Annotated in this window: 9 protein-coding genes and 1 pseudogene; 5 read left to right on the top strand and 5 right to left on the bottom strand. The window is 67.5% G+C overall.

The annotated features are described in order from the left end of the window. Nucleotides 1-156: 156 nt before the first annotated feature. Nucleotides 157-3,129 (bottom strand): DNRLRE domain-containing protein, encoded by a 2,973-nt coding sequence (locus KO717_RS07005; protein WP_301365077.1) that lies wholly within the window; start codon nt 3,127-3,129, stop codon nt 157-159. A 476-nt stretch (nt 3,130-3,605) separates the two neighbouring features. Between KO717_RS07005 and KO717_RS07000 the strand changes: the two genes are divergently transcribed. Next, nucleotides 3,606-11,189: a polymorphic toxin-type HINT domain-containing protein gene (locus KO717_RS07000; RefSeq protein WP_301365075.1), complete on the top strand. Its 7,584-nt coding sequence runs from the start codon at nt 3,606-3,608 to the stop codon at nt 11,187-11,189. A gap of 74 nt (nt 11,190-11,263) precedes the next feature. Then, a complete protein-coding gene (locus KO717_RS06995) occupies nt 11,264-11,938 on the top strand; it encodes a hypothetical protein (protein WP_301365073.1) in 675 nt (224 codons plus the stop codon). A gap of 116 nt (nt 11,939-12,054) precedes the next feature. On the opposite strand, the pseudogene KO717_RS06990 reads toward KO717_RS06995, so the two are convergent. Beyond that, a pseudogene (locus KO717_RS06990) lies at nt 12,055-12,960 on the bottom strand (tyrosine-type recombinase/integrase); the annotation flags it as partial. 989 nt (nt 12,961-13,949) lie between these two features. Here KO717_RS06990 and KO717_RS06985 point away from each other — a divergent pair. After that, a complete protein-coding gene (locus KO717_RS06985) occupies nt 13,950-14,285 on the top strand; it encodes a hypothetical protein (protein ID WP_301365072.1) in 336 nt (111 codons plus the stop codon). 127 nt (nt 14,286-14,412) lie between these two features. On the opposite strand, the gene KO717_RS06980 is transcribed toward KO717_RS06985, so the two are convergent. After that, nucleotides 14,413-15,555, bottom strand: a complete 1,143-nt coding sequence (locus KO717_RS06980) for a tyrosine-type recombinase/integrase (RefSeq protein WP_301365071.1) — start codon at nt 15,553-15,555, stop codon at nt 14,413-14,415. A gap of 747 nt (nt 15,556-16,302) precedes the next feature. Between KO717_RS06980 and KO717_RS06975 the strand changes: the two genes are divergently transcribed. Next, nucleotides 16,303-16,920, top strand: a complete 618-nt coding sequence (locus KO717_RS06975; protein ID WP_301365069.1) for a dihydrofolate reductase family protein — start codon at nt 16,303-16,305, stop codon at nt 16,918-16,920. A gap of 320 nt (nt 16,921-17,240) precedes the next feature. Here the strand turns inward: KO717_RS06975 and KO717_RS06970 are convergent, their stop codons facing one another. Continuing rightward, a complete protein-coding gene (locus KO717_RS06970) occupies nt 17,241-17,612 on the bottom strand; it encodes a hypothetical protein (protein ID WP_301365067.1) in 372 nt (123 codons plus the stop codon). A 133-nt stretch (nt 17,613-17,745) separates the two neighbouring features. Between KO717_RS06970 and KO717_RS06965 the strand changes: the two genes are divergently transcribed. Next, entirely contained in the window at nt 17,746-18,687 is a 942-nt protein-coding gene (locus tag KO717_RS06965; RefSeq protein ID WP_301365065.1) for a DMT family transporter, read from the top strand. A 63-nt stretch (nt 18,688-18,750) separates the two neighbouring features. Here the strand turns inward: KO717_RS06965 and KO717_RS06960 are convergent, their stop codons facing one another. Continuing rightward, entirely contained in the window at nt 18,751-19,764 is a 1,014-nt protein-coding gene (locus KO717_RS06960; RefSeq protein WP_301365063.1) for a Gfo/Idh/MocA family protein, read from the bottom strand. Nucleotides 19,765-19,768 lie beyond the last annotated feature (4 nt).

Below are 19,768 nucleotides of genomic sequence, written 5' to 3'. Positions count from 1 at the left end.
GGCTGTTCGTCAGCTGTTCGTCCCGGCTACCCGATCGTCAGGAAGGTGTTCCAGCCGTCCTCGTCACGGCCGATGGGGGCGCCGACGGTGCTGGTTCCGCCTTGGAAGAGCCACTGGTTCTCGTTGTTCGCGACGGCCCAGATGTCGGGGATGCCGTCACCGTTGGCGTCGGGGGTGCCGAGGACCTTGGGGTAGGCGGCCCTGCCCCAGCCGGTGGTGGCGTAGGTGTAGTCGTCGCCGCCCTCGGCGTTCGCCTTGGACTCCAGGGACGTGAGATCGACTCCGCCGTTGACTCCCGGCTTGCCCTTGCGCAGGGCCAGGCCGCGGTTGGCGTTGGTGTTGTCCCGGAAGATCAGGTCCGGGACCTTGTCCCCGGAGACGTCGCGGACGCCGACGATGTCGCGGCCGGCCCAGCCGGTGGCCATCTTCTTGTAGGAGGCGAAGCTGGATCCGGTATAGCCGGAGAACACCCAGAAGCCGTCGGCATCCAGGGCGAACATGTCGCCCAGGCCGTCGCCGTCGATGTCCTCGGTGACGACGAGCTGCCGAAAGGCGGCCGGGTCGGGGGCGCTGAGCGGCAGTTGCATCTGCATGCGGCGGCCGACGTCGAACTGGCCGGTTCCGGTGCCGGGGTAGATGTAGAGCTTGCCGTCGGGCATCCGCGCGATCAGGTCCGTGAGACCGTCGCCGGGGTACCAGTCGGTGGCGTGACCGATGAGCGCCGACTGGCCGGTGACCGGATCCTTCCAGTACCCGGGGGGGGGGCACGGGCTTGCCGTTGTCGACCGCGCCGGGGATGTAGGCGTCGGTGTCACCGGCGCTGTCCCCCGCGTAGGTGCGCAGGTTGCCGTCCTTGTCGATGGCCAGGAGGTCGGGGTGGCCGTCTCCGGTGACATCGCCGGGCGTGTCCTGGCCGGGCCTCGGCCTCACGAGGAAACCGTAACTGGTCCGGTTGGAGATGTTGCCGGACCTGCCGACGGTGCGGACGTAGAGGACGTTCGGACCGGAGGTGTCCACCTGGAGCGGGACCGAGACCTCGTCACCACCCGGGTTGGGCACGGCCTTCTGGTCGAACAGGGGCCGGTTCAGGCTCCACTGGTACTCGCGGATGTCCTCCGCCTTGGCGCCGTTGCCCTTGATGGTGAAGCTCTGGCCCGGCGTACTGGCAGGCTCCGTGCTCCACTCGTTGAAGTCGTCGCCCTGCGGCGGGAAGGCGGCGGAGGAGACGGCCGGGTTGGGCGGGACCGTGTGGCTGATCGTGAAGGTGCACCAGCCGCCGCCACCGGATTCGTGCGGCCCGCTGCCCGACCACGCGCCGTCCTTGTCTGTGGCGCGGGAGAGCCAGTAGTACGTCTGGCCGTCGGCGAAGGTGTTCCAGGGCACCTCGGCGGTGACGACGCCATCGCTGTTGGGCCACAGCCACTGGTCGAAGACCGTCCCGCCGGTGCCCCACACCTCGATCTGGACCTTGTCGAGGTTGCCGTCGCGGTCGGTGCCCTTCACCTGGAAGGTGACGTTGGTCTTGCCGATGCCGGTCCCCGGCCAACCGGTCAGGCACGGGCCGCCGGGGAAGGTCTGCATGTTCGCCGCGATCGGGGTGTCCGGGCGCGAGTTGTAGACGACCTCGATATACGGAGCGGTCTCACCGTTGGCGATGAACTTCTTCCAGTAGTACGAGTCCGACTCGTTCGGTGCGGCGAACCCCAGGGACAGCGCACCCCAGCCACTGTTGGCGGCCTCGGCGACGAGGCCCTTGATGTCGGGTGCGATCCAGTTGTCGGGGCACGAGCTGTTGTAGCCGTATCCCGCGTACTCCGAGGCGACCACTCTGCCCCAGTGGGCCGCGTTGTCGGTGTTCCTCCAGGTACTCGACGACGTGATGTACGGGGTCGAGAAGATGAGCATCTGCTTGCTGTCACACGACCACGAATAGGTCTGCAGTGCCCGGACACTGGCCGAGACGATTTCGGAGCCCCGGAGCTGGCTGCCGAAGTCGAAGTTGAAAATGGAACGAGAGGTGCCACCGCTCGTGGACTCGTATCCGACGCGGGCTTCGTTCGTGCCGCTCGCGTTGTAATTCTGCCCGTTGTAGAAGCTTGAATTCTCTGCCGTCTTGTAAAGAAGGGTCCAAGCGTGCTTGTGCCCCTTGAAAGAGGGGTCGATGAAAACCGGATAGACCGTTTCCGGAGCATTGAGCAGCGCATTGTCCGGGGTGAGGGACAGTGCATTGTCGGTAAGCGCCGCCGCGACGGGCTTCAGGCGCGCGCCTTCCGCACCGGCCAGGCCGGCCAGGGCCAGCGTCGGGTGCTGCTTGGCGACGGCGGTCGGCTTCCACGCCGGCTGGTTGTCGGTGGCGGCGACCTTGCCGCTGGAGTCCCACATCATCGGGGTCGGCGAGCCCGCGACCTCCTCGCCCTTGGCATCACGGGCACTCAGCGCGTCCGACTCGTCATCCAGGTGGAACGTCATGTCGGGGCTGGCCAGACGGTACTTCAGCTGTCCCAGCAGCGGGTCGGCCGCAGCCTGCTTGTCCTTGACGACCAGCACGTGGGAGTAGCCGCCGTCCTGCGCGGTCATCACCAGGTCGATCCTCGGGCGGACGTTCTCGTACAGGGCGCGCGGGCCGTCGATGACGGGCGCGGGCAGAACACCGGGCCAGCTGACGGTCATGTCGTGGCCGCCGGTGTTCAACCGGACCAACTCGGTCCACACCTCGCCGGGCGCGTCCCGCCGCAGCGCCACCCGGTTCACGCCACGCGCAGCGCGCCCCTCGTCGCCCGCCTGCCCCTTCGAACCCCCACTGAAGAAGACGCGGCCGTTTACCGCCTTGGCCGCGAAACCGCCCTCCACCCGCTCCAGAGCGGTGTCGATGGGCTTCCACCGCCCGTCCACGTTGGCCCGGAAGGCCGAACTGTGGATCTGCTTGCGGAACGACCCGTCAGGCTGCGCCCAGGTCGTGGTGTTGGCGCTGCGCGCGGCCGTGACCTCGACCTCTTCGCCGCTCTCCTCCGCCATCCGCCGAGCCTGCGGCTCGGCGACCGGAGCGTCCTCGCCGGGCCGGCTGTACGACTTCCCGTCGCCGACCACATGCACACCGACCGGCACGGCGACAGCGGCGGCGAGCAGCACGGCCAGACCCCCCAGGGCACGCCGCCGCCTGTACCACCGGCGCGCGGGTACGGGGACTTCTGCCGATTTAGCCCCTGTTGGCGGACTTTGGCCCGCGGAATCACTGACAGACACGACGTGCTTCTCCCCCCTCGGGCTCCCTACTTCGCAGCCCTCGGCATTCACCAATTGATTTCGGCCATGGGCCTGAAAACCCTCAACTACCGGATCCGCCCCCGCCTTTAAGGCGCGGGGTGTGCGAGCTGAGCATGAACCATCCCGCCGGCATCTTCACCCTTGCTATTGGCCACAGGGCTTGGCGTTAGGAATTGATTTGAGTCGAATATCCCAGCCTATACACCTGATCAAGTGACAAAGCCCACAACGGATATCGGAACCTTGGTTTTCCCGCCCGCCGACCGCAGAATCAGTGGCTAATTGTCAGTTTCCTGCCTGCCATGTGCCATTGCCGTGGCGGCAGAGCGTGGGGGGTCCAGATGTCGCCGTTCTCGGCGAACAATTTCCGCCTGCCCGGAAACAGAAAGGCGCGCGCAGCACGCGCGCGCCTGGCCGGGCGCACCGGCATCACACTCTCTGTGGTGCTCATGGCGACTCTTTTGCCATCACAAGCCTGGGCGGCGCCTCCAGGCGACCGCATCGGGGTCACCTTGCCCGGTCTCCAGAAGGACCTCAAGGCCAAGCTCGATCAGATCGCAGCGGGTCGGATGGACGACTGGGCGTCGCCAGTCGATCCTCCTGTGGAGTACGAGCCCAATGCGGTGGCACCGCCCGCTCCCGCCTCCGTTCCGGTTCCGCTCAGCGGCAGTGGGCTCGTCCAGGTTCCCAGCCTGCCGGTGAAGATCGGCAAGGGCACAGGGGCGTCGACGGATCCGTCAGGAACCTGGACCGTGGCGCTCGACGCGCGTCCCGCGAGTGAGGCCGCCGACATCGACGGCGCCCTCATCGTGCTCACGCCGCCGGCCGGCGGCGCCACTCCAGTGGACGTACAACTGGACTACACCAAGTTCAAGGACATCTACGGCACCGAGTGGGCCTCACGCCTGAAGTTCCGACAGCTTCCCTCGTGCTTCCTGGAGAAGCCCGTCCGTGACGAGTGTTCGGCCGCCAATGGTAAGGACGTCCCGAACAGCAACGACCCCTCCGCCGGCACTGTCAAGGCGACCGTGGATCCGGCAACATCGCCGGGCCAGGGCCTGCGCACCATGGCTGTGACCGGTGGTGGCGGCCCCGTGGTACTGGCAGCCTCCGACAGCGGCTCCGGTATGGCCGGCACCTACAAGGCGACCTCGCTCTCACCCTCCGGTTCCTGGACCGCGGGAACCAGCGGCGGCGGATTCTCCTGGACGTACCCGCTGACCGTGCCGGCTCCGCCGGCGGGTCCCGCACCCAAGATCTCTTTCTCGTACTCCTCCCAAGCTGTCGACGGCAAGACGTCCGTAGCCAACAACCAGGCCTCCTGGCTCGGTGACGGATGGGACTACGAACCGGGGTTCGTCGAGCGCCGCTACCGCTCCTGCTCCGACGACGTCGACGCCAACCCCGTTGGGGCGAACAACAACAACGCCGCCGACAAGAAGAAGGGCGACCTGTGCTGGGCCGGTGACAACGTAGTGATGTCGCTCGGCGGCTCCACCACCGAGCTCGTCCACGACGTCGCGACCGGCAAGTGGATCCCGGCCAACGACGACGGCTCCCGCGTCGAGCTCAAGACCGACACCGGCGAGGCCAACGGAGCCCGGGGCGGCGAGCACTGGGTCGTCACCACGCGCGAAGGCACCCGCTACTTCTTCGGACGCCACGACGTCGACGGCCCCGGCGGCAGCCGTCCCGTCACCAACTCGGTCCTGACCGTCCCCGTCTTCGGCAACCACCCCGGCGAGCCCTGCTACACGCCGACATTCGCCGATTCCGCCTGCAACAAGCAGACCGCCTGGCGCTGGAACCTCGACTACGTCGAAGACGTCCACGGCAACGCCATGATCATCGACTGGGCCAGGGAAGACGGCCGTTACGCCAAGAACGAGAAGTTCAAGGCGCCGGTCACCTACCACCGCGCGGGCTACCCCACGCAGATCACCTACGGCCTGCGCAGCAGCGATCTGTCCGGTGCACCCTCCGCCAAGGTCGAGTTCATCGTCGACGAGCGCTGCCTCGAGGAGGGCAAGTGCGCCGCCGAGAAGTTCGAGTCGAAGAACTACGGGGACAAGCAGTACTGGTGGGACACCCCCTCCACACTCCACTGCAAGGCCGGAAGTGACTGCTACGTCGGCTCGCCGACGTTCTGGACGCGCAAGCGGCTGGCCGCCGTCACAACCTCGGCGCAGCGCACCGAGGGCTCCACGGCTCTCTCGTTCGTCGACAGGTGGACCCTGGCTCACTCGTTCCCCGAGCAGCGGACGGACACCTCCCCTCCCCTGTGGCTGGACTCCATCCTGCGCACGGGCTACAGCACCGAGCGCGACAGCCAGAACAAGCAACTGAGCACGTCGCTGCCCCTGGTCTCCTTCCGCCCCAACGTGAAGGACATGCCGAACCGTGTCAGGGACGGGGAGAACGACCCCAGGCCCGACTTCGACCGTCTGCGGATCGAGACCATCGCCACCGAGACCGGCGGCGACATCCACGTCACCTACTCCGCGCCCTGTTCGGTCAGCGCGCCGCGCCCGCAGCCCGCGGCCAACACCAGTCTCTGCTACCCCGTCCACTGGTCGCCGGACACCGGTCTCGAGAACCCGCCTCTGGCGTGGTTCAACAAGTACGTCGTCACCGAGGTCACCGAGAAGGACCGCGTCGCCCGCCAGCCCGACGTCACCACCAAGTACCGCTATGAAGGTGACGCCGCCTGGGCCAAGGACACCGACGAGTTCTCCAAGCCCAAGATGCGTACCTACAGCCAGTGGCGCGGCTACGCCTCCGTCGTCACCACGCGAGGCGCCACCACAACGGGCAAGTACGACGCGACCGAGCAGGCCGAGACCCGGACGCGGTACTTCCGCGGCATGTCCGGCGATGCCGGGCGCGCCAAGATCACGATCACGGACTCCGCGGGTACCGCGATCGCCGAAGATCTTCCCCAGTACCAGGGCATCGCGGCCGAGACCACGACGTACACGAAGGCCGGCGGCAGCCCCGTCTCGCGCATCCTGACCTGGCCATGGCACGAGAAGACCGGTGAACGGCCCAGGCCCGAGAACACCACCCTCTACGCCTACCGCTCCGGTACCTCACGTACGGACGAGATCACATGGATCAGCGACGGCTCCACCCGTACGGTCCGTAAGCGCAACACCTTCGACAAGACCTACGACCCTGGCTTCGATACGTCCTACGGGCTTGTCCAGGCCGTCCAGTCCGAGGTGGTGACACCCAATGGCACAGGCGGCGAGAAGAGCAGCGACCAGACCTGCGCCAGCACCACCTACGTCCACAACACCAGCGCGCACCTGATCGGCCTGGTCGCCGGCGTCCGCACGACTGCGGGTGACTGCTCCCAGAAGGCCACCGGGGCGCTGCTCTCGCAGACCCGTACCTCCTACGACGCACTCAACGCGTTCGGAGCAGCCCCCAGCAAGGGACTCGCCCACCAGGTCGACACCAACGACGCAGCCGGCACCGGCTGGATCACCACCGCACGCACCGAGTACGACGCGCTCGGCCGCCCGACCAAGGCACTCGACGCGGCGGGCAATCCCGTCACGACCATGTACCGCCCCGCCACGGGTCCCGCGTTCACCGTGAGCAGCACCAATGCTCTGGGGCACACGGCCACCACCAAGAACGACCCCGGCCGCGGCGTGCCGGTGGAGGAGGCCGACGCCAACGGGCGGAAAGTAACCACTGCCTACGACGCGCTCGGCCGGACCACGGCCGTCTGGACTCCCTCGCAGAAGCCGGAGACGGACAAGGCAGCCCACACCTTCGCCTACGAGATCAAGGAACACGTACCGCCGACCGTCATCAGCTCCACGCTGGAGGACGACGGCACGTACAAGCAGTCGATCGCGATCTATGACGGTCTGCTGCGCCTCCGTCAGGGACAGACCGAGGCTCTGGGCGGCGGGCGTCTGATCAGCGACACCCTCTACAACGCCAACGGCGCCGTCCGCCAGACCACCAGCGCGTACCTCGCCGATGGCAAGCCCGAGAAGAAGATCTTCGTCCCCGAGTCCCAGACCGCCGTCCCCAACTCCACCCAGGTGGCATACGACGGTCTCGGCCGGGCGGTACGCAGCACCACCTTCCACGGAGCGGACGCGAAGGACTCCAGCACGGTCGAGTACGGCGGCGACTGGACGAGATCCCGAACCGGCATGTCGGCCGACGGCAAGACCCCCCTCAAGGGCAGCCGTGCGGTCAAGACGACCACCGACGCCCTGGGCCGCACCTCCCAGGTCGAGCACTACACCACCACCAAGCTCGACGTACCCACGCCCGCGTCGAACAAGACCAGCTACACCTACGACCAGCGCAACAAGCTGACCAAGGTCACCGACACGGCCAACAACACCTGGTCCTACACCTACGACGCTCGCGGCCGGATGACCTCGTCCGACGACCCCGACACGGGCACGTCGACCTTCAGCTACAACAACCTCGACCAGCAGGTCTCGGTCACGAACGCCGCTGGCCAGGCCCAGTTCACGACCTATGACGTACTCGGCCGCAAGACCGAGCTGCGGGAAACCTCCGCCACTGGCCCCAAGGTCGCCACGTGGACCTACGACACGCTGCCCGGCGCCAAGGGCCTGCCGGTCGCCTCCATCCGCTGGGCGGGCGCCAACGCGTTCACCAGCGAAGTCTCCAAATACGACAGCGAGTATCGGCCCACCGGTTCGAAGATCACGATCCCTGACACCACGGGCACACCGGAATTCCCCAGCACCAAGGGACTCGCCGGCACCTACACCTACAGCACCACCTACACCCCCACAGGCAAGGTCCAGTCGACCACCGTTCCGGCCACACCCGGCGGCCTCGCCGCCGAAAAGCTGATCACCCGGTACAACACCGACGGCATGCCCCAGACCATGTCAGGCCTGGCCTGGTACACCGCCGAGACGGTCTACAGCCCCTACGGCGAGATTCTGCGCACCGCGTCGGGCAGCGCCCCGAACCGGGTGTGGACGACCAACACGTTCAACCCGAGCACCGGTCGGCTCAGCGAGACCCAAAGCCACCGCGAGACCGCGCCGAACCTCCTGTCCAGCACCGCCTACACCTACGACACCGTCGGCAATCCCACCTCTATCACCGAGGCCCGGCCCGATACGCGATCCGGCGCGACGGGGCAGTTGCCGCCCGTCCTCGACCGCCAGTGCTTCACCTACGACGCCATGGGTCAGCTCGTCAAGGCCTGGACCGGCAAGACAGAATCCTGCACGGAACCCACGGATCTGGATCCCACGTCCGCGACCGCGGGCCCGGACGGTGACGGCTACTGGCAGGAATACCAGTTCGACGCGATCGGAAACCGAACCCAGCTCCTCGACAGGGACCCCGCCAACGGGTCCACCCGTGAGAAGACGACCTACACCTACGGCATCAGCCTCGGAGCCGGCGCCAAGAAGCAGCCCCACGCCCTCGCCCAGGCCGAGAAGACCACGACCAAGCCAGGCCTGACGGTCAACTCGCTCGCCACCTACGCGTACGACACGGCCGGAAACACCACGACCCGCCGCATCGACGGCGACACCCAAACCCTGAACTGGGACGTCCGTAACAAGCTCACCTCAGCCACCAGTCCGGGCATCGGCGCTGTGGCCGTCACCGGTCTCGCGGGCAAGTGTCTCGACGTCGACAGCAGCGCCACCCCTGACGCCGGGGGCGGACTTCCCGTCCAGCTGCTGACCTGCAACGAGTCCAAGGCCCAGCAGTGGCGCCTCACCGGGGGAACCGTCCAAGCCCTCGGAAAGTGCCTCACCGCCGAAGGCGGCAAAGCACTCCTGAAGCCCTGCGACAGCAACAGCGAAGCCCAGAAGTTCAACTACCGGGCCGACAAGACCCTCTACAGCACCCAGGCCAAAGCCTGCGTCACCGTCCCGAACGACAACCCGGCTGAGGGCAACGACCTCGACATCTACACGTGCGCAGCAAGTTCCGCAGCTCAGCAGTGGACCTTCAGTAACAACACCACCCAGTACCTCTACGACGCGTCGGGCAATCGGCTCATAGAGGAAACTGGCAGCTCGCGCACCCTCCACCTCGGCGAAGCCGAGATCACCGTCAACAAGGCCGGCCAGGTCATGGACGCCGTTCGCTACTACGGCAGCGCCGGCGCCCCCACCACCGTCCGCCGCACCAACGGCAAGACCACCGGTCACAGCCTGTCCGTTCAGCTCACCGACCATCACAACACCGCCACCACCAGCGTCGAACAGGCAACCGGCCAGACGGTCACACGCCGAAAGTCCGACCCCTACGGCAACCCCCGAGGTGCCCAGCCCGCCAACTGGCCCGGCAGCCGTACCTTCCTCGGCACCGGAAACGACGACAACACCACCGGCCTGACCCACATAGGTGCCCGGGAGTACGAGCCCACCACGGGCCGCTTCATCTCCGTCGACCCCATCATCGACATCACCGACCCGCTCCAAATGAACGGGTACACCTACTCCAACGGCAACCCGATCTCCAACTCCGACCCGAGCGGCCTCAAATACTTCGAAGGTATGAGCGACGGCGGATTCCAGTCCGCCCCGCAAGACGTCGTCGAAGCCGCGACCCGGTACGGCCACTACGGCGAGGGCCGACCCAAGGGCAATGGCGACAACGGAAATGGCAACAACGGCAACGGCAGCGGAGGCAAGGGCAACGGAGGCAAGGGCAAGGACTGCGGCCTCTTCTCGAAATGCAACCTAGATAAGAAGGTCAAGAGCGCCCAAAAATTCTGGAACGAAAACAAGGTAGCGATCGTCTCGTTTACGGCCGAAGTTGTCGTCGGCACCGCATGTGTGGCCACGGCGGTCGCGACCGGCGTGGGAACGGGCGGCGCCGGGTTCGCGCTGGCAGTCGGGTGCGGAGCCCTTGCGGGAGCTGCAGGCGCAGCGGCAGCGAACTGGATGAGTGAGGACGCCGACCACAGCACCATGGGCGTGCTGACAGACATGGCCGAAGGCGCGGTCTGGGGGGCTGCAGGAGGTGCAGTTGGGTTTGGAACCGGCGCCGTAGTAGAGCGCGCAGCCGTAAAGATCGCTGAAGAAGGCGCCATCCCTGCCGCGAAAGCCATTGCCTCCCGCATTAAGTGCCTGGCCAACAGCTTTACTGCCGGAACGCTCGTCCTGATGGCCGACGGCACGACCAAAGACATCGAGGATATAGGGCCGGGAGATAAGGTCCTTGCCACCAACCCAGAAACCGGCGAAACCGCTGCCAAGGAGGCAACCGCCACCATCCTCGGCGAGGGAGCCAAGAACCTGGTCGAGATCAACGTTGACTCCGACGGAAACCCCGACACGCCCTCCGAAGGCATAACTGCCACGGATAAACATCCGTTCTGGGTAATCGACGCTGCCAAGTGGAAGGACGCCACGGACCTGCAGCCCGGCGAGTGGCTCCGTACCACTGACGGAACGCATGTTCAGGTCACGGCTGTCAAGCGCTGGACGACCCAGCACACGATCGTCCACAACCTCACTGTTGCGGACCTCCACACGTACTATGTGCTGGCGGGGGCTACGCCGGTACTCGTACACAATTGCCCGACTGCTGGAACGGGTAAGGCTCCGCGGACTCCGGATGGGAAATTCTCAAAGCGTAATGGAGAGCCGGGAACGGACGGCTCTCTCGATGAGCGAACCGTAATGGATCAGCTCGAACTGGACGGGGCTCCGATATTTCGCGGGCAGGTCTACGCGAGGGTTGACGGTTTCCCCCTGCGGAAGTATGACGGTGCCGTTCAAATCGATGGACGTTGGCTTGGCGTGGAAACAAAGGGCGGAACGTCGCCGTTGACTCCCCCACAGAGAAGGTTTGACGACTGGCTCAACACGCCGGGGAACTCAGTCACAACGAGCGGGGGGATGACCCTAGAAGGGACCTTCAACGCTTGGGTGCCCCGATAACTGGCTGGGGGCAGTCTGCCTAGGTAGGCTGCCCCCAGATGGGCTGGGTGACAGTCCCCTACAGGAGTGATCTCATGAGCTTTGATCTTGGATTTTGGTGGGAGGAGCATTTGATTACTCCCGCCGAAGCGGCGCGAAAGTACAACGCCATGGTTGAAGGTGACACTGGCGTTGGACGCGAACACCCTGCGCTGGGGGTGTTCTATGGTGAACTGATCAGCCAGTTTCCTGACTTGACGGAGGAGAACTTCGAGGTCTCTCCGTGGGCGGCATCTCTCTATCGAACCAGCGAATGCGTGATCGTATCGATTTCATATCCTCGGCAGCGAGAGGTGTCTGACTACCTGCTAGGACTTGCTGGTAGGAGCGGGATCACTTGCTACGATCCGCAGTCTGAGAAGGTCTATTTCCCCGAAGGGGAGAACCCGGCAACTCTGGAACTTTCCAACGGGTCAGTTATTAACGGTCCAAGCCGCGACGATGTAACTCGGGCAGTGAGCGGGCTTTCGTTGGAAGACTGGTACGTCATCCTCGAAACCCGGCCGGGGTGGTTCATCCAAGTAGGGCTCGGTGTCGCTGCCGGTGCACCGGCCGGCTTCTATGCTCTGGAGATCCGGGAGGGAGCAAAGGATAAGCACTTCCGGGCTGTAGTGGAAGATCTTCCACAAGTCATTAATGCCTTCAGTGGTTTTCTACTGGGAGACTCTTCTTGGCAGTCTGCATTCCAGTTCTCCCGCGTTTCTTACTGAGATGCGGTGGGCTGGATAAGCCGTGGCGGGTCATCCGGCATCGCGAGTAGAGATGGGCCCCCTCCAAGGCACGGAGGGGGCCCATCGGCCGTTTGACGGCAACGGTGACGGCAACGTCAGCGGACGGCGGTTGTGGCGGGTGGGTCGTCAGGGTTAGCGTCCGGCCGACCGAGGGCGTCATTGAGGGTGTCGATGGCCTGACGTTGGAGGCGGAGCCTTACGTGGGCGTAGACGCCGGCGGTGACGCCGATGTGGGCGTGGCCGAGGAGTTCTTTGATGACGACGAGGTCGATGCCTTGTTCCAGGAGCAGCGTGGCGGTCGAGTGCCGTAGGTCGTGGAAGCGGATGCGGATGCGGATGCGGATGCGGCGGAGTCCGGCCCGGTTAAGGAAGCTGCGGAAGCGGCGGGTGAGGTTGGCGGGATCGAGCGGCCGTCCGGTTGGCGTGGTGAAGACGAGGCCGCTGTCGCTCCAAGCCGACCCGGCCTGTCCCCGCTCCCTGTCCTGCCGCCCGCTGTGCTCCTTGAGGGAGTGGATGCATTCGGTCGGGAGGGCGATGCGGCGCTCGGACGCTCGGGTCTTGGTGGGCAGATGGGTGAGACCGCCGGTACGGGTGCGCTGGAGCGAGCGCCGGATGCTGGCCGTTCCGGTGGTGAGGTCGAGGTCTTCCCAGCGGAGGCCGAGAAGTTCGCCCTTGCGGAGGCCAGTGCGGAGGGCGAGTTCGTACAGCGCCTGGAGCCGGTCGGCGCGGGCCGCGTCGAGGAACTGACGGGCCTCGGCTGCGGTGAGCGGACGGAAGCGCCTGGGCTGGTTCGTGGTGGTCTTGACGTTGCGCGCGACGTTCCGGGGCAGCTCGTCTTCGCGGACGGCGTGTTCCAGTGCCGACTTGAGCACCGAGTGCACGTAGGTCACGGTCAGAGCGGACAGCTGCTTCTGGCAGCACTCGCCGATGGCGCAGCACCTCTTCCGTTCGGTGTCCAGGCCCTGGGTGCAGCACTGGCATGTAGTGCGGAGCCGGTCAAGGCGACCCGCTGACGCGGGTCGCGCGCGGCACGGCCGCCCACCCGGCCCGCTCTCGGCTCCGCCACCGCGGGCCGGCCAGCGACCAGGCCGCGCAGAAACGCGTAGCGGACCACCGGAAGCGCTGAGGAAGCCGGACGCGCCCGCACGCGAACGCCAGGCCGACGGCGAGGCGACGGCGGGGAGTTGGCCGGGGCGGAGGACCGGAGGTGGGGGCGGTCGGCTCCGTGGGCTTTACCCACCTGTTCGGGCCGGGGCCCGCGTCGGGCAAGGCCAGGGGGCCACTCGTTCAAATTCCGGGCAGGATCAAAGCCTGCCCGAGTTGCCAGCCAGCGTACGGCCCCCTGGCCATGCCCGACCCCAACCCGAACAGGACACCGGCCAAAGCCCACTCCGCCGACCTCATGCGCGTAGCCGTGTGACGGCAACGCCGACGGCAACAGGGGCGCACAACAGGGCACTTCCACGCACACCCACGGACTGGCCGGATTCCGCTGACCTGCGAAGACGCAGATGACAGCACCTCAGCACGCACACGTACTATGTGCTCGCAGGCGCCACGCCGGTCCTCGTCCACAATTGTGGCGGCACTGCGACCGTTCACTACGATCCCGCGCTGGGAGCAGAAGGCCATGCCATCATTGAAATAAAAATGGCTGATGGGCGGTCTAGCGTCACGGAAGCGATGCCTCAGGGAATTCCACCAACGCGCGGTAATTATGCGGGCCTGCCCAATGAGGGGGGTGAAGCGTTCGTGGATGATATGGGGCCAGGCACCTTGCGGCGAACTTTTGAGCTGCCCAACGCAGAGGCTGCCTACGAAGCGGCGCAAGGATCGATCGGCATCAACCTCGGACCATACGGTTCTCGCAATAATTGCGTCACATACTGTGTGAGCATTCTGCAGGCGGGAGGGGTTAGCCGCGCAGATGCTGTCGGAGCCTTCCGAGAAATGCGGACTGCGATCAGGAACGGAAGGAGGTCTTAGCTGCATGTATACCCCTGATCTGGCCCTCCGGACTCTGGCCGACATAATGGTCAGCGCAAACGTGGGTGCAATTCACCTTCGACGCGTCGGAGAGGTGTTGGTGGCCAGGGCGGATATGGACGACAGGATCCTTTACCCGGGTGCGAAGGGTCGGGTATCGGATGAACTTCTCGATGAATTGATGTTCAGTGTCACCGATGTCGAGGATGCCTATATTCGGGCATGGCAGGCGTGCGAGGAAGGTTCCGCGGAATGGCGCAAGAGTGAGGGCCTAGCGGCATTGGAGACTGCGCTACGCCGTGCCGCCGAGTATTTTCTTGGGGTTGCGACCCAAGAATAGCCATCCTCTAAAGTGAAATCTCGTTCCCTTCGGTCATGCGGGAAGTGTCAGAGGCCCCACCGGTTTTGTTTCCGGTGGGGCCTCTGACCTGTATTGAGGTGTCTGACGGCAGTAGATGACCGCAACGTCAGTGGATGGGTGCTGCACAGGGTGGAGGTTCCTCGCGGCCGTTGGCGTGCTTGGTGGTCTCGTCGGTGTGCTGGAGGGCGTGGCTGAGAAGGTCGACGGCGTTGCGCTGCAGTCGGATCCGAACGTGAGCGTAGACGGTGGCGGTGACGCCGATGTGGGCGTGGCCGAGGAGTTCCTTGATTACGACGAGCTCGACGCCCTGTTCCAGGAGCAGGGTGGCGGTGGAGTGTCGGAGGTCGTGGAAGCGGATGCGGCGGAGCCCTGCCCGATCGAGGAGGGCTCGGAAGTTGCGATTGAAGTTCGCGGGATCGAGCGGCCCGCCCGCCAGCGTGGTGAAGACGAGGCCGTTGTCCTTCCGTCCTTCCGCTGCCGCCTCACGTTCTGCTTTCTGACCTTCATGGTGTTCTTTCAACGAGTGGATGCACTCGCGCGGGAGGGCGATGCGCCTTTCGGATGCGCGGGTTTTGGTGGGCAGGCTGGTCAGCCCACCGGTCTGGGTGCGCTGGAGAGTGCGGCGGATGCTGGCAGTACCGGCACTGAGGTCGACGTCTTCCCACTGGAGGCCGAGGAGCTCGCCTTTGCGGAGGCCGGTGCGGAGAGCGAGTTCGTACAGCGCGTGCAGGCGGTTGTTTCGGGCAGCGGCGAGGAACTGGCGGGCTTCGTCGGCCGTGAGTGGTTCGAAGCGGCGTGGACGCGGTGTGCCCGTGCGGACATTACGGGCGACATTGCGAGTGATCTCTTCCTCGCGGACGGCGTGCTCCAGGGCGGACTTGAGCACGGAGTGGATGTACGCCAGCGTCAGCGGGGAGAGCCGCTTGGAGCAGCACGCTCCGGCGGCGCAGCAACGGGGCTGAGTACGGCCGGCGTCGATGCCGCGTGCGCAGCACTGGCAGGTGGTGCGGAGCTGGTTGAGCCAGGTGCGGACGTCCTTGGCTGTGAGCTTGGCGAGCTTCTTCTTACCCAAGCCGGGGACGAGGTGTTGGCGGACGCAGGCCGTGTATCGCGTGTGGGTGTTCTCGCGGAGCTGGTGGACGGCGACAGCCTCCAGCCAGTACGTCAGATACGCAGCCACACTGCCCTGTGCGGAGGGTACGGGGACGCCGCGGTTGCTGTTGGCGATCTTCTCCGTGAGCTTGGCCAAGGCTTCCGTGCGGGTGGTTCCGTAGACGCGGATGCGCTTGCGGGTGTTGCCCGGGGCGAGGACGTAGCCGGCGGCTTCCCAGCGTCCGTCCTTGCGCTGGTAGGCGGTCCCGTCGCCATTGGCGCGGACGCGGTGGGAGGGGTGGCGTCGCGGGAGGTGGTCATCAGACGGAGTCCTGGCCGAGTCGTTGGCGGAAGAACGGTAAGAGAGCGGGCGGGGATGCGGCGGGCGCGTCCGAGGGTGGTCGAGGCGCTTCTGGGTCCGGAGTAGGTCGTAGACAGCGGAGCGGCGAGCTTGAGGCGGGCCTTGACCTGGCCCACGGTCAGCAGTTCCTGGGGTGAGCTCCGCGCATCCACGCCACCAGTTTGTGCGGGTTGTTCCTGCGGTCGGCTTCAGGTCGCCCCACGCGGTGCAACAACAGGTCGCCGCCGCTGCCAGGGCCAGTTGGTGATCTCGGCAGGGGCGCAGAGTGGATGTGGTGTCGTCAGGCGGCTGCTCTGCATTCCGGCGTTGCCGGCGTAGGCGGGGCCCTGAACGACGCCGGGCTGAGCTTGAGCCGGTTGCGGAATTCACGCCCAGCGCCGCCACCGAGGCCTCCGGGGTCTTCTCTTCGGACACCCGATGGGGGGAGGGGTGCGATAGGCGGGGTGACGGAAAGCGTCGGGGCTCGCGTGGCGGTGCGATGAGTTGGTGGGGGTACGGGAGTCTGCATTTGTGGACGGACCACCGAGCGAGGAGCGCAGAGCCATGGGGAAGCTGACCTTGACCACCTTCGTGACGCTGGACGGCGTGATGCAGGCGCCCGGGGGGCCCGACGAGGATCGGGGTGGCGGGTTCGAGTACGGGGGGTGGGTCGCGCCGTTCGCCGATGAGGGGATGGGGGAGTTCATCACCGAGGTGTTCGGGCGGGCCGAGGCGTTCCTGCTCGGGCGGAAGACGTACGAGATCTTCGCCGCGTACTGGCCGGAGCACGACGACCCCGCCGACCCCGTCGCGGGCAAGCTGAACCGGCTGCCCAAGTACGTGGCCTCGACCACCCTCACGGAGCCGGCCTGGGGGCCGGTCACCGTGCTCGACGGGGAGCACCTGCAGGGCGAGATCGTCCGGGTCAAGGACACGCTGGACGGGGAGCTCCAGGTGCACGGCAGCGGGCAGCTCGCGCAGTGGCTGCTCGCACGGGACCTCGTGGAAGAGATCAACCTGCTGGTGTTCCCCGTGGTGCTCGGCGCGGGGCAGAGGCTGTTCCCCACCGGCGGGCTGCCGACCGCCTATGAGATGGCGAGTTCACGTACGACACCGGCCGGGACCGCCGTCCACACCTACCGGCCGACGGGCCGGGCGTCGTTCGGCACCGTCGGCGCCTGACCCGGCGCTGCGGATCCGTTCCTCGTCTGCCCGGGTGCCCCCGGAACCGGTAGCCGTCGCCGGTGTCGGCCGCCGCGCACCCTCCGCCGGCTGCCGGTGCGGTGCGGGCAGCCGGGTCAGCTCGTCGTAGCTCCGGACCGGCCTACCCGGCTTCGCCGCGCTGGTTCCACCTGACGAAGATCGCCCGCTGTTCGCGCTCCGGCACCACCGCGGCCTCGCCCGTCGGCGAGGCCTGCGCGCGGGCCGTCGTACCGCTGGAACTCGGCGTACGCGCACCGGGACCCGCCTCGACCCTGCCGGGCAGGCTGCAGCGGCACCCCCTACCGCGGGTCGAGCGCCAGCTGGACCACGCGGCCCTCGCGCAGGACCAGCAGGTCCGGGGACTCGTGCTCGTAGAAGCGGAGACGGCCGACCGGGCCCGGCGGGCGGATGTGGGGGGCCAGGAGCAGGAGGAGGTCCTCCATCTCCGGGAGCTGTTCCTCGTGGATCTCCTGGCGGGCGGTCAGGGCCCACCCGCCGCGCTCGCCCGGCCCGAACTCCCCGACGAGCATGCCGCCCACGCGCCATGCCGGGCCCCGGGTCGAGAGGAGGCCGTCCGGCGATGTCAGCTGGCGCCGCACCTCCGCGAGCACATCGGCGGGCGTGGTGTCGAGCAGGTCGAACGCCAGGTCCAGGGCGTAGAGATCAGCCATGCCGCCGATGCTACGGGGCCGGGGGCGCGGGCCCGGAAAGGGGTCGCCCGGCATGATCGGCTCCGGTACGGTGTGCCCGCACCCGTGCGAGCCGCCGAAGTCTCCACCCCTCCCCTGATGTCGGAGACCTCCGTTGACCGTGATCTCGCCCGCCCTCGAAGCCGCCCCGCGCCGGGCCTGGCTCGCCGATCTGCCCGTGCTGGCCGTCGCCGTCGTCTGGGGCGGCAGCTATCTCGCCGCCAAGGGCATCACCACCACCCACACCGTCATCGCCGTCCTCGTGCTCCGGTTCGCGCTCGTGCTGCCCGTGCTCGTCGTCGCCGGGTGGGCGCGGCTGCGCGCCCTCGGCCCCGCCCAGCTGCGCGGCGCCGGGCTGCTGGGCTTCGTACTCGGCGGGATCTTCCTCCTGGAGACCTACGGGGTCGTCCACACCTCCGCCACCAACGCCGGGCTGATCATCAGCCTGACGATGATCTTCACCCCGCTCGCCGAAGCGGCCGTCAGGAAGCGGGCGCCCTCCGCCGGTTTCCTCGGTGCCGCCGCCGTCTCCGTCGCCGGGGTCGTGCTCCTCACCCAGGGCGCCGGCTTCACCGCGCCCAGCACGGGTGACCTGCTCATCCTCGGCGCCGCCCTCGCCCGGACCCTGCACGTCCTGCTCATGGCCCGCATCGAGGCCGTCCAGGACGCCGACTCGCTGTCCCTGACCACCGTCCAGCTCGGCGCCGCGGTCCTCGTCTTCGCCCTGCTGGCCGCCGTACCCGGGACCGGTGACAGCCCCTGGGCCGCCGCCGCCGGCTTCGGGGCCGCCGAATGGGCCGGGCTCGCCTTCCTCTCCGTCTTCTGCACCCTGTTCGCCTTCTTCGTGCAGATGTGGGCCGTACGCCGCACCTCGCCCTCCCGGGTCAGCCTGCTGCTGGGCACCGAGCCCCTGTGGGCCGCCGTCGCCGGTATCGCCATCGGCGGCGACCACCTCGGCCCCCTTGGCCTGGCCGGGGCCCTCCTGGTCCTCGCCGGCACCGCCTGGGGCCGGCGCGCCGTGACCCCCGCGCCCGGAACAGCCCCCGCCACCCCCTGAGCGTGTCCGGAAAGCGCCGCAGCCGACGCTGATCACCCGCCGTACTGTGGCCCCGTGCCCCCCTTACAGAACCGGCAGGTCCGGGAGCTCCTCCAGCCGCACCCTGCGCCGCTCCCGGCGCGAGAGTTCACAGGCCTCCGCGATCCGGAACGCCGCCAGCGCCTCCCGGCCGTCGCACGGGTTGGCGCCCTCGCCGCGCACCAGCTGGACGAAGGCCGCGAGCTCGGCCTCGTAGGCCGGGGCGAAACGTTCGAGGAAGCCCGTCCACGGCTTGCTCGCCGGGGGAGGCCCGTGCGGTTCGGTGGAGGCGATCGGCGTCCGGTCGTCCAGCCCGACGGAGACCTGGTCCCGCTCCCCGGCCAGCTCCATCCGCACGTCGTACCCGGCGCCGTTGCACCGGGTACCGGTCGCCGTGACCAGGGTTCCGTCGTCCAGCGTGAGCACGGCGGCCGCGGTGTCGATGTCGCCCGTCTCCCGGAAGAGCGCCGGACCCGCGTCCGACCCGGCCGCGTACACCTCGACCACCTCGCGCCCGGTCACCCAGCGGACCATGTCGAAGTCGTGCACCAGGCAGTCCCGGTACAGCCCGCCCGAGGTCGCCAGGTACGCGGCCGCCGGCGGCGCCGGGTCGGCCGTCATCGTCCGGACGGTGTGCAGCCGCCCCAGGGCGCCCGAACGGACCAGGTCCCGGGCCGTGCCGTAGCCCGCGTCGAAGCGGCGCATGAAGCCCACCTGGAGCAGTCCGCCCGCGGCCGTGACCTCCCGCAGGGCCGCAAGGGTCCGGTTCAGGTCAGGGGCCAGCGGCTTCTCGCAGAACACCGGCAGCCCGCCGCGGACCGCCCGTACGACGAGGTCCGCGTGCGCCTCGGTCGCCGACGCCACCACCACCGCGTCCACGCCCCAGGTGAAGACCTGCTCCACGGAGGGCGCGGCGGTGGCCCCGAGCCGGTCGGCGAGGCGCGCCGCCCGCGCGGGGTCGGCGTCCGCGAGCAGGAGCGAGCCCGCCTCCGGGTGGCGGGCCAGTACCGCCGCGTGGAAGGACCCGATCCGGCCCGTTCCGATCAAGCCGATGCGCATGCAC

This window comes from Streptomyces xanthophaeus, assembly GCF_030440515.1.
In the GTDB taxonomy this organism is placed as follows: Bacteria; Actinomycetota; Actinomycetes; order Streptomycetales; family Streptomycetaceae; genus Streptomyces; species Streptomyces kutzneri.
Note: the sequence above shows the minus strand (reverse complement) of the source record. Positions and strands in the feature narration are given on the sequence as shown.

What these genes read in the sequence shown, in the direction of transcription:
- KO717_RS07000 (WP_301365075.1), top strand. Translation starts at nt 3,606, where the DNA reads ATGTCGCCGTTCTCGGCGAACAATTTCCGCCTGCCCGGAAACAGAAAG.
- KO717_RS06995 (WP_301365073.1), top strand. Translation starts at nt 11,264, where the DNA reads ATGAGCTTTGATCTTGGATTTTGGTGGGAGGAGCATTTGATTACTCCC.
- KO717_RS06985 (WP_301365072.1), top strand. Translation starts at nt 13,950, where the DNA reads ATGTATACCCCTGATCTGGCCCTCCGGACTCTGGCCGACATAATGGTC.
- KO717_RS06975 (WP_301365069.1), top strand. Translation starts at nt 16,303, where the DNA reads ATGGGGAAGCTGACCTTGACCACCTTCGTGACGCTGGACGGCGTGATG.
- KO717_RS06970 (WP_301365067.1), bottom strand. Translation starts at nt 17,612, where the DNA reads ATGGCTGATCTCTACGCCCTGGACCTGGCGTTCGACCTGCTCGACACC.
- KO717_RS06960 (WP_301365063.1), bottom strand. Translation starts at nt 19,764, where the DNA reads ATGCGCATCGGCTTGATCGGAACGGGCCGGATCGGGTCCTTCCACGCG.